This window comes from Lactobacillus sp. (assembly GCF_014803895.1).
In genome coordinates, this window is the sequence record NZ_JAAVAU010000017.1 from 119,584 (window position 1) to 129,555 (window position 9,972).

Sequence of the window (9,972 nt, forward strand, 5' to 3'; positions counted from 1 at the left end):
GCTTCTTTTATTTTAGGGAGAGAAGTATGAGGCAATACATTCCGATTGATAAAGATGATTTACCAGATATTTTTGAAATAGAGCTAGCAGGTGATATTTTTACGATGAGAGTGGATTATAACCAAGTTGCGGATTATTACACTCTAACCATTCAAAAAGATGGTGAAACTTTGTTAAATCGAGAGCCACTGCTATTAGGTAACTTAGTAGGCGGTGATATTCCAAATGCTTCTTTGCCTAAAGTGGATTTAAGAACGATGGATGAGACCGTACAAGCTACTGACCAAGGGATGCTAAATTTCGGAGAGAATGTAAGACTTTATCTTGATGTAGTAGACCCTAATGGTTCTGAAACCGATGATCCAAGCGCTACACCATTTGGCTATGATCCGAATGAAACGGATGATGATTTAACAGATAGTGAGGTTTAAAAATGAGTATAGTTACTAAAGACCCTCATACATGGTTTGTGGCTACAAATGATAAGGGGAAGAAGCAAATAGTTTATAATAACGAAAGGTATGAACATAACTACCCAGTAGCATTTGAAGCTAACTTTAGTGATACCCCTACACCACCGGTAAATACGGTCACTATGTACAATATGAGTAAGGAGCATAGAGATTTTTATAAAAAAGGTCAGAAAGTTTATCTAGCCTTTAACTGGGGTACAAGTAAAAAAATAATCTCGCAAGGATATATCAGTAAAATGCAAGGTAACTCATCTGATGGTACGACGGAAACTTTTCAGTTAACTTTTACTGAGGGGACTGACTATACAAATGTAGCAGCTTCTAAAATGAAAGTTTCAAAAAAGAAAACTACAAAGAGCAAAAAAGGAAAGACAAAAACGAAGACTGTTCAAGTAAATAAGACATTTAGAGTGGGTACTTCTACCAAAAGTGTTATCCAAGGCATTGCAAAGCAAAGTGGAATTAAAATTGCTAAGATTCAACTTGCTAAAAATCCGAAAATGAAAAAGGCTTACACCGCAAAGGGTAAGCCTTTAACTTTACTCAAATCATTGGTTAAAACGACTGGTTCAAAAATGACATATGTTAGAGGAAATTTAGAAATAGTTAATCCCAAAGATACTAAAAGAACATGGTATGAAATTGACGATAAAGATTTAATTACACCTCCAACCTTTAATAGTGAAGATGATGATAGTAGCAAAGGGAATTGGGAAATTACTATTCCACTAGTTCCTGAAATTACTGTTAATGTGGGAATTAAGATGAATAGCCGATATTTAAAGGGAAAATTTTACGTTAAAGCTGGTCAACATACAAGCGATGGAGAAAATCCAGAAACTCAATGTACTTTAGTAACAATTTAAGGAGGAACGTATGTCACAAGATTTTAATCAAAGAATACCTTATGAATCAGTGGAAGCAATAATTCATGCAATTAAATTATCTATTAAAGTTGCTTGCTTAGCACGAGTAGTTAGCTACAACAAAAACAAACATGTAGCGGATATTGTGCCTTTAGTTACTTCAAGTGAGGGTGAGGTTTCTGCCCAGCTTTTAGATGTCCCAGTTTCAAGAAATTGCTATGAGTTTGATGAGTATCTAGAAAAGATTAAATCTGATTATCGAACACTTGATAACAATCCAAAAATTAGCACAAGCTTGCTATCTAGCATTCCTTCTAAGCCCGCTATGAAAAAGGGAGCTGTAGTTTTAGTGGTCTTTATGGATAAGAATCATGATAACTGGGAAGGTAGCAATAATTTTAAGCCTAATACTACTCGGCTACATAGTATCAATGATGCGATGATTATTGGGGTGATGTAATGGCTAAAGATTTATTAGTTGATGAAAATGGGGATTTAGTAGTTGACCCTGTGACTCACGATTTAAAGACGGTTGAAGGTATTGAAGAGATAACCCAAAGAATTAAGGCTACCTTAGAGATTAGATATGGTGAAATGAAAAATCTTGCCCCTGAAATGGGTAGTGACTTTCATAGTATTTTGGGTAAGCAATTCGATCAAGAAAGCGCAAGTACAGATATTCAAAGTGCAATTACTAATTTTGTTCCGGAAGTAGAAAGTGTAACTGACATAACTTTTAAACGTTTACCACGCAGAAAATTATTGATTACTTTTACTGCTATCGTTGATGATAGCGGGCAAAAACAAAAGATAGAAGGTGACTTTGCAGTTGATTAAATTCGGTGTAACAGAAAGTGGTTTTGTATCACCTACTTATGAGGAGTTGCTAGATAGTATAGAAAGTGACTTTCAAACCAAATTTGGGGATGATATTGCTTTAACTGCTAATAGTGTTTTTGGGATGCTTGCCCGCACTATGTCATGGTATATATACGAACTCGTTAAACAGCTTGAAAAAGATTATTACTCTGGCTTTACTACAACAGCTACTGAAACATCTCTTGATAGAATGGGGCACAATTACAATGTTCTTAGAAAGGTTGCAATGCCATCACATGCTACCATCGTGATCACAACCGCTGAGGAGTATCTAATCGAAGCGGGTGAAGAGTTTATGACAAGTGATGGATATACCTTTGTGTTGACGGATGATGTGACCACGAAAAAGCAAGATGATGGTACTTATCAGGGTGTAGGTAATGTTGAAGCAGATGAGAGCGGGACAAGTACAAATGTTTTAGCTGATACGATTACAATCGTCTCTGACCCGGATGAAAATATTCTTAGTGTAACTAATCCTGAACCCGCGGGCGGTGGCCAAGATTATGAAGATGATGCTAACTTTAGAACGAGAATTATTCAAAGTATGACATCATCACCAGGCCCTACTTTAAATGGCATCAGGAGTGCATTGCTTGGAGTCTCTGGTGTACGTGAGGTAGGGATTGTACAAAATCCTAGTGGGAATGTGGACGAATATGGTAATCCGCCTTATACCGTTCATATCTACGTTTTAGGAGGTGATAATGAAGAGGTTGCAGAAACACTAGCTAATAATGTAGCTGCTGGCATTTCTTTAACTGGTAGTAAAACCTATACAGTTAAAGATAAGATGGGGAATTTATCAGATGTAAGCTTTGATAATGCTGCCGACAAAGAAATTTATGTGAAGGTCAATCTGTCTACGAATATTGACTTTAATAGTGATGATATTGAAGACATGAAGACCGACATTGTAAACCAAATCAATACTTTACAAATGGGTGCCACTGCTCACTTAACAAAGCTTTATCCAATTATTTACAAGTATGACGGCATTGAAGATGCAGAAATTGAAATTGGTGAAAGCGCAGATACTTTAGGCAGTGATGATATTAAAACTAGTGATTTTGAAGTTCCAGTATCAAAAGTAGCAAATATTGAGGTGGTAACTGATGAGGTACAGTAGCACTGACGACATCATGCGTGAAATTTCAGATCATTGGGCGAAAAGTAAAGATAGCAATCTTTATAAAGTAATTGATGTATTTAGTCAGCCACTACTTGATATAGCCACAGAATCTGAAAGTATCGCAGAACAGCGTTCTATAAAAGAAGCCAAGGGTAATGCTTTAACTTTAATGGGAAGAGACAGAAATACCATTAGAAATAGTAATGATGATGAACTATTTAGATTTCTTGTATATATCAAAACTTTATTGGGTCAAGCTGACGGTACTTTCCCTAAAATTGCAGATATTGCAAATACTGCTTTGAACTCAACAGATGAAGTAAAAATTATAAAGACAGGTACTCACCACATTTCAATAAGTTTACCCTTAGAAGATTTTAAAGATAGTGATGCTCAAAAAATCATTATAAAAAGTGTTTCACAACTTACAGCTTTAGGTATTTGGCTAGACAACTTCATCTTTGAAAGTGTTTCGGGTAAGCAGTTAATAATACAAGCCGCTACTACAAGTCATAAAGCATTTTTTAAACATAATTAAGGAGGAGTGATACATGGAAGGCCCAACGTTTATTACTGATGCAGGAAAACAATTAATTTTAGATGCAGCAGGAAGTAAAGAAAAAATAACTTATACTAATGCAGTTATGGCTTACGTGCATGATCATAGAATTGATTTCAGAACTAAGAAAGAAGATATAAGCGATATTGTAAAGCTTGACGACATTAGAAAACAGGTGCCAATTTCAGTAATAGAACTGCCTGAAAAGACTATTAAACTGGGAGCTACGTTTACTAATAAAGATGTAACGTCAGATATTTTTTATAATGTTGTGGGTTGGTATGCTAAAAAAGCAGATAATACAGAAATACTTTTTGCTTTATCTACAATTACTTCTGGTGATGGAGGGGAACTAACCCCATCTGATGCAAGTGATAATGGTGCAACGATTGCAATTGACTACTATCTTCAATTAACTGTAAATGATGATGTCGATATTGATTTAGTAATTGATCCGCAAGGAGTAGTTACTACAAGTCAGCTACAACTGATTGAGGACAAAATTAATAGTAACTTGGAGGTTGCTAAAAAGGATTTGCAAAGTAAGATTGATACTAAAGAAGACAAGTCTGCTGCTGATTCATCTCACAAACAGTTACAAGATTCCATCAATATCAAAGAAAATAAAGCTGATGCCGAATCAGCACATAAACAGTTACAAGACTCTATTAATACTAAAGAAAATAAAACTGACGCGGATAAGGCACATAAACAGTTACAAGACTCCATCAATACTAAAGAGAATAAAACTGACGCAGATAAGGCACATAGTGAGTTAAGCGATTCAATAAACAAAATCGCTAATACACAAATCCCATCTCTAAGGAATCAACTTACTAATTCCCTCAATACCCTTAACGGTAGCCAAAAATATAATACTGCTGTTGATGTAAACACACTTACTACTCAAGGGCTATATATTTTAAGTAATCAAAATAACACTAATACTCCTAGCTTCCTTAAAGATAAGCGTGGTACTTTAATCGTTTATAATTTTGATGGCAATGCTAAAACACAAGTATGGTATCCAGTTGGTGATGATCCAAGAAGTTCAGCTTATTTATGTGCTGTGAGGTACTGGGAACACAATGATTATGGTACTTGGCATAGAATAGCAGTAGATAAAGATATAAATGATTTACTAACTAAAATTAATTCCGTGACTAATACTGCTAATAATGCTTTGCCAAAATCTGGCGGAATAATGAATAAAAATGCCACGATTAACTTTAATGGTAATACTTCGACAACTGCTGCTAAAGACGGCAAAATTGGTGGTATTAAGTGGGGTGCTGCAAGTGATTATATTGAAGTCTTTGGCGATAATGATGCAAACGATAATTTAGATTTCGCTGTAAATTTAACAGATGATAATTCTAATCACATTTCTTTTAGATGGAATGGCGCTGAAAAAGCAGGTATTAACTCTTCTGGTGTCTACACTGGTACGGTAGATTGGTCACACATCAATAGTAAGCCGGATATGTATACATCTACGAAAATTAATGACTTATTAAAAGGGGCATTAATCGACAATTCAAACTTTATTACCAAAACTCTAACTGCTGCGGATTTAGATGATTTAAGTACTTCGATTGGTAAGATTAGCTCAAGACAAGCTTCAATTGGTGATAGAACATCTAGGGATGGATACATTATTACTTTACAAAACCCTTCCGAAAAATTGGTTGGTGCTGGTTGGCGTTGGCAATTTATTTTTAATCTCAATGGAGAGATATGGTATAGATATGGAGATAACTATGCTAAGTGGCATTCGTGGAAAGTATTAACTGATATCCCACAAACAGTTACAGATAAGCTTAGCGATATTACAAATAAGCTTAATGATACTTCTAGTAAAGTTGAAAAAGATTACTTTTCTAAATCCGATATAACTAACACGGTTATTCCGAGTTTAAAGAATGAAATTAATACGCAACTAAATTCATGTGTTGGTTACTCTAGTGCTGATTTAAAGAAACCAAGTGATGATACGGTAAAAAATTTACCACAGGGAATACAAACTGTTTATATGTTTTCAATTTTGGGTAACGCAGCGTCAGGACAAGTCATTACTCTAAATAATCCGAATGTATGGCCAGGTTGGAAGCAACAATTTTTTGTAGGAGCTCAAGGTCAGTTTTACTTTAGAACCATAGATGGTGGTACAGCTTCAGCATGGGTTGGATTTGCTGATAGCAATGGATTCACGAATGGAAAAGGGTTGTATGATGCAATCCTCAATCACAACCAAGCTTTAAAGGATATAAAGCAGTTAAAACAAGATGTGCAAAATTTAAAATCAAAAGTTAAGTAGACTTTTATCACAAGTGTGGTCAAAGTCTTTTTTAGTATTCAGAAAGGGTAAAAAATGACAGAAGAAGTAAAAACAGAAGTTCAAAATGCAGCCGGTCAAACCGTAGACTTAGAACAAGCTAAAGAAGATGTAAAAAACACTTACCTTAATGGTAGCAATCCGCTATATAAGCAACTGGTATACATTTCAAATGATCAGTTTGATTGTGTGCCTGTGCCTTTCCCAAGATTGGACTACACCGTTAGACCTTTTGTAGTGGAAGAGCCAAAAGGGTTAAAGCATCCAAAGTATAACTGGGAAACTTTTCAGTGGGAAGAAATCGGTGAAGAAGACACTTACCAAAAAATGTTAAAGCTTCAAGAATCATTTGATAACTTAAGTAAGCAGTCTGCAGAATCAGCCCAAGCTAATGCGAACTTAGCTAGCTTATTAGCTATGGCTAATACACCTGTTTCTAATGATGTGAAAGAAGGTGAAGAATAATGATTGCTAACGAACAACTTTGGGCTAATATCGCTCAAATTTATTACAACATGGGGTTCTACACCACTGAAACACTTGCTGACTGGGTTAAGTGGAAGAAGCTTAGTCCTGAAACTTTTAAAAATATTACAGGCGTTGATTATGAAGCAGGATTATAAAGTTCTATTTGAAAAGCTTCTTCATCTTTGTGAAATCTTACTATCGCTGGTTGTAACAGCAACGGGAGCAGGTCTCTTGTTTGATCGAGGCTATTTCTTTTACCCTCCAAGTATCAAGACGATTGAGAACGATGGACGTATAGACATTTTTATTATCATCATTGGTCTGATGTTCTTCATTTATCTGATATGGGGGCAAAGAAATAAGCTAGTCACAAAAGCCTTTTTAATTGCCTTTGGGTGTATCTTCATGGCACTTGCGTTTGTACAATTTTGGCACTTATCAGGGATGCCTAATGTCGATGCCGCTATAAAGATGTCACACTCAACCATAGGTAATATCGGCTTCTTTTTGCTAGTAAATATTTGTGCATATTTTGAGTGAGGTGGTTCGCTTGCAGTACATAGGCGCGATTATAGGCGCAATAGGTGGGGTCATAGGTGCGATTGGTACTACTTGGCTCGCCTTTGGCAAAAACAAGCGGGCCGGCTTCGATCAAATCACCGATAATTACCAAGGCATTATTGACTCTTTACGGGCAGATATAGCAAGGAAAGATAAGGAGCTAGAGGAAAAAACGCAGCAAATAAATACTCTACTAAATGAAATTCATAAATTAAGGGAGGAAAAAGATGTTAACAGGAATTAAAGAGATTACTGATGTGGTAATGGTTGTACTGGGAATCGTTGGTGCATCCCTCGTGGGGTACTACGTGAAAAATAAAGTTTCAATTGATAAGAAAGCACAAGAGGGCGATAACTTTGCTAAAGCCACTAAATACATCGCTTCACATGCTCAATCTCTTGTGTACCAAGCAGAGAAAAATGGTGGTTCTGGTGATGAAAAGCTAAATTTTGTAATTAACGCTATTGATACTGCCTTATCACTAGCCCACTTACCTAATCCCGGTGAGAGCTTTATCAAAGGCGAGATTGAAAAAAGTGTGAAGGTTATGAAATCCACTTCTGATACTATTGATGTCATCACTGAAGAAGTACCGGAAGATGAGAAAAACTTATCACCAACTGCGGTAGAAGTTGAAGAAACCGCAAAGGAGGTTAAGTAATGGCTAAAATTTATGGTGTAGATGTATCATCTTTTCAAGAGAAAGATATGAGCTATGAAGGGGCTAAATTCGCCATTGTAAAAATCACAGAAGGTACCAGCTATGTAAACTCAAATGCCGCTGCACAGCTTGCTAACGCAAAAGCTAAGGGTATGACTCAAATGGGTTACCACTTTGCTACTTTTGGTGCAAATGCCACTGTAGCAGTAAGTGAAGCTAGTTTTGCTATAAAGAATGCAGTTGCGGTTGGTCTTCCCAAAGGTACTGTTCTTGCGTGTGATTGGGAAACGGGAGACGGAAATGATATTACTGGCGGTACTAATGCGAGTGCTAGTGCAATTCTCGTATTTATGGATACTATTGCAGCAGCAGGATACAAGCCTATGCTTTACTCTGGTGCGTCATTGCTAAGAAATAATATCAATACCGCTAGCATTTTGGCTAAGTATCCAAACTCTTTGTGGGTTGCATCTTATCCAACTAGCGGTGCAAGTACTACACCAGACTTTAATTATTTTCCATCTATGGACGGCGTTGCAATTTGGCAATTTACTGATAGCTGGAAAGGTTTAAGTGTAGACGGCAATGTTATGTTGATTGATATAACTAAGGCTTCTACAGCTCAAAAAACAGCTACACCAGTAAATCTATCGGAAAAGATGGAGGTAACTGTACACCCTGTCGTTAAGTATGACGTTAAGCGAGTTTTTGTAGTAACTAACAAAGCTGGTGCTACACTATATGATAACTACGACTTAAAGAAATCAATTGGTACACGTGCCCAAAACACAAGCTATGTAGTTCTTGATGAAAAGAATGGTGCAATTAAGGTAGGAAAGAACCAATGGTTCGATGGTAGAGCAGGCTTTACCAAGTCCAACCCTATCGCATATGACGACTACAAGAGCGGTACTTTAAAAGTCATGTTGGATCACACGCATGTACTAGATGCTCCAAAGGCTGACGCTGGCAAAGTCTACACTCTTGAAAAGGGTGCTAAGTACAAGTTCAGTGGACGCAGTGGGCGTTTCTTAGCATTATCTGATAAATATAAAGGTAAAGTTGTATATGTGACTGGAAACAGGGCATATATCGTGCTATAGTAATAAGGCACAATTGTAATCCGAAAGGATTAGAAAAGACCATCAGGGGACTAGTTCCCTTGGTGGTCTTTTTTGTACACTTTTTTAAACTTTTTTCAAAACTGCTTAGCTTTTATAGCGTATTGCTATATTGTATATGTGTAAGGTAAATAACGAAGTAAAAAGAGAGGTAATCAAAATGCCAGAAGAAATTAGAGAGCAATTAGAAGATATTGCATATACTTTTGATAGCTTATCAAATTACTACGAAGATAAAGATACTAAGCTCAACGAACTCTATAATGAATGGGTTGACAAAATTATAGACGAAGAAATTGACTTAGACCAAGCCAAGAAATTACTTCAAGCTGCTTATTTAATTAATGACGCATTAATAAAGTAATATGGAGGTACTAAAAATGGAAGAATTAGAAATCAAATACAAAAAGAATAATACTTTATATGTAAAGAATAAATTTGGCGATCATGAACGCTATGGCTATTTTGAAAAGAAACAAGGCTCCTATACCTTTGTATCAAGTGAATTAGGTGTAAAGCCTGTAGTACTTTACGAAGACTTAGACAGTAGCAAAAAGAAAATTGAAGCTAAAATAAAGCAAGATTGGAAAAATAAAAGCTTTGAAGACAGCAAAGCATTGTACATTATCTATCTTGAAATATTAGTACATATTAAAGAAAATAATTAAACAAAATAAAAAGTCTACTGAAATTCAGCAGACTTTTTATTTTGTTCGAAAAAAGTTCGAATTACCTTAGTGGTATTTTTTATGCATATTTTTGGGCATAATCTATTGTATTTTACTTCCTTATATGGTATTATATAAATGAAGGTTGAAAGAGAAAGGAGGTAAATAATTATGGAATGGAAAAGAGGTGAAAATATTGAAACTTTGGGCTTGGATAAAATCCAAAATAAAAAAGCCGGTCGAAGTAG

General features: G+C 35.8%; 15 protein-coding genes. All 15 read left to right on the forward strand.

The window, feature by feature from the left end:
• Positions 1–26 precede the first annotated feature (26 nt).
• The 15 genes from HDR40_RS06195 (at position 27) to HDR40_RS06265 (ending at position 9,724) form a co-directional block, all read left to right on the forward strand.
• The gene (locus HDR40_RS06195) at positions 27–431 is read left to right on the forward strand and encodes a hypothetical protein (RefSeq protein ID WP_290627590.1); all 405 of its coding nucleotides are present in this window, start codon (positions 27–29) and stop codon (positions 429–431) included.
• 2 nt (positions 432–433) lie between these two features.
• Positions 434–1,339 carry a hypothetical protein gene (locus HDR40_RS06200; RefSeq protein WP_290627592.1) on the forward strand — a complete coding sequence of 302 codons (906 nt, stop codon included), beginning with the start codon at positions 434–436 and terminating at the stop codon, positions 1,337–1,339.
• 10 nt (positions 1,340–1,349) lie between these two features.
• The gene (locus tag HDR40_RS06205; protein ID WP_290627594.1) at positions 1,350–1,799 is read left to right on the forward strand and encodes a hypothetical protein; all 450 of its coding nucleotides are present in this window, start codon (positions 1,350–1,352) and stop codon (positions 1,797–1,799) included.
• Positions 1,799–2,176 carry a DUF2634 domain-containing protein gene (locus HDR40_RS06210; protein ID WP_290627596.1) on the forward strand — a complete coding sequence of 126 codons (378 nt, stop codon included), beginning with the start codon at positions 1,799–1,801 and terminating at the stop codon, positions 2,174–2,176. Before HDR40_RS06205 ends, HDR40_RS06210 begins: the two co-directional genes overlap by 1 nt.
• Positions 2,163–3,347, forward strand: a complete 1,185-nt coding sequence (locus HDR40_RS06215) for a baseplate J/gp47 family protein (protein WP_290627598.1) — start codon at positions 2,163–2,165, stop codon at positions 3,345–3,347. The genes HDR40_RS06210 and HDR40_RS06215 overlap by 14 nt, the downstream gene beginning before the upstream one ends.
• Positions 3,334–3,888 carry a hypothetical protein gene (locus HDR40_RS06220; RefSeq protein WP_290627600.1) on the forward strand — a complete coding sequence of 185 codons (555 nt, stop codon included), beginning with the start codon at positions 3,334–3,336 and terminating at the stop codon, positions 3,886–3,888. Before HDR40_RS06215 ends, HDR40_RS06220 begins: the two co-directional genes overlap by 14 nt.
• A gap of 13 nt (positions 3,889–3,901) precedes the next feature.
• A complete protein-coding gene (locus HDR40_RS06225; RefSeq protein ID WP_290627603.1) occupies positions 3,902–6,226 on the forward strand; it encodes a hypothetical protein in 2,325 nt (774 codons plus the stop codon).
• A gap of 54 nt (positions 6,227–6,280) precedes the next feature.
• Positions 6,281–6,709 carry a hypothetical protein gene (locus HDR40_RS06230; protein WP_290627605.1) on the forward strand — a complete coding sequence of 143 codons (429 nt, stop codon included), beginning with the start codon at positions 6,281–6,283 and terminating at the stop codon, positions 6,707–6,709.
• Complete coding sequence (locus HDR40_RS06235; RefSeq protein WP_290627607.1) at positions 6,709–6,867, forward strand: XkdX family protein; 159 nt, start codon at positions 6,709–6,711, stop codon at positions 6,865–6,867. Before HDR40_RS06230 ends, HDR40_RS06235 begins: the two co-directional genes overlap by 1 nt.
• Positions 6,851–7,252 carry a hypothetical protein gene (locus tag HDR40_RS06240; protein ID WP_290627609.1) on the forward strand — a complete coding sequence of 134 codons (402 nt, stop codon included), beginning with the start codon at positions 6,851–6,853 and terminating at the stop codon, positions 7,250–7,252. Before HDR40_RS06235 ends, HDR40_RS06240 begins: the two co-directional genes overlap by 17 nt.
• A gap of 10 nt (positions 7,253–7,262) precedes the next feature.
• Positions 7,263–7,517 carry a hypothetical protein gene (locus HDR40_RS06245; RefSeq protein WP_290627611.1) on the forward strand — a complete coding sequence of 85 codons (255 nt, stop codon included), beginning with the start codon at positions 7,263–7,265 and terminating at the stop codon, positions 7,515–7,517.
• Positions 7,501–7,935, forward strand: a complete 435-nt coding sequence (locus HDR40_RS06250; RefSeq protein WP_290627613.1) for a phage holin — start codon at positions 7,501–7,503, stop codon at positions 7,933–7,935. Before HDR40_RS06245 ends, HDR40_RS06250 begins: the two co-directional genes overlap by 17 nt.
• On the forward strand, positions 7,935–9,038 hold the full coding sequence (locus tag HDR40_RS06255; protein ID WP_290627615.1) for a GH25 family lysozyme: 1,104 nt from the start codon (positions 7,935–7,937) through the stop codon (positions 9,036–9,038). The genes HDR40_RS06250 and HDR40_RS06255 overlap by 1 nt, the downstream gene beginning before the upstream one ends.
• A gap of 178 nt (positions 9,039–9,216) precedes the next feature.
• Positions 9,217–9,420 (forward strand): hypothetical protein, encoded by a 204-nt coding sequence (locus tag HDR40_RS06260; RefSeq protein ID WP_290627617.1) that lies wholly within the window; start codon positions 9,217–9,219, stop codon positions 9,418–9,420.
• A gap of 16 nt (positions 9,421–9,436) precedes the next feature.
• A complete protein-coding gene (locus HDR40_RS06265; protein ID WP_290627619.1) occupies positions 9,437–9,724 on the forward strand; it encodes a hypothetical protein in 288 nt (95 codons plus the stop codon).
• Positions 9,725–9,972: the final 248 nt, after the last annotated feature.

Excerpts from the sequence above, each read along its gene's own strand:
- HDR40_RS06195 (WP_290627590.1), top strand. The coding sequence starts at position 27 with ATGAGGCAATACATTCCGATTGATAAAGATGATTTACCAGATATTTTT.
- HDR40_RS06200 (WP_290627592.1), top strand. The coding sequence starts at position 434 with ATGAGTATAGTTACTAAAGACCCTCATACATGGTTTGTGGCTACAAAT.
- HDR40_RS06205 (WP_290627594.1), top strand. The coding sequence starts at position 1,350 with ATGTCACAAGATTTTAATCAAAGAATACCTTATGAATCAGTGGAAGCA.
- HDR40_RS06210 (WP_290627596.1), top strand. The coding sequence starts at position 1,799 with ATGGCTAAAGATTTATTAGTTGATGAAAATGGGGATTTAGTAGTTGAC.
- HDR40_RS06220 (WP_290627600.1), top strand. The coding sequence starts at position 3,334 with ATGAGGTACAGTAGCACTGACGACATCATGCGTGAAATTTCAGATCAT.
- HDR40_RS06225 (WP_290627603.1), top strand. The coding sequence starts at position 3,902 with ATGGAAGGCCCAACGTTTATTACTGATGCAGGAAAACAATTAATTTTA.
- HDR40_RS06230 (WP_290627605.1), top strand. The coding sequence starts at position 6,281 with ATGACAGAAGAAGTAAAAACAGAAGTTCAAAATGCAGCCGGTCAAACC.
- HDR40_RS06235 (WP_290627607.1), top strand. The coding sequence starts at position 6,709 with ATGATTGCTAACGAACAACTTTGGGCTAATATCGCTCAAATTTATTAC.
- HDR40_RS06240 (WP_290627609.1), top strand. The coding sequence starts at position 6,851 with ATGAAGCAGGATTATAAAGTTCTATTTGAAAAGCTTCTTCATCTTTGT.
- HDR40_RS06250 (WP_290627613.1), top strand. The coding sequence starts at position 7,501 with ATGTTAACAGGAATTAAAGAGATTACTGATGTGGTAATGGTTGTACTG.
- HDR40_RS06255 (WP_290627615.1), top strand. The coding sequence starts at position 7,935 with ATGGCTAAAATTTATGGTGTAGATGTATCATCTTTTCAAGAGAAAGAT.
- HDR40_RS06260 (WP_290627617.1), top strand. The coding sequence starts at position 9,217 with ATGCCAGAAGAAATTAGAGAGCAATTAGAAGATATTGCATATACTTTT.
- HDR40_RS06265 (WP_290627619.1), top strand. The coding sequence starts at position 9,437 with ATGGAAGAATTAGAAATCAAATACAAAAAGAATAATACTTTATATGTA.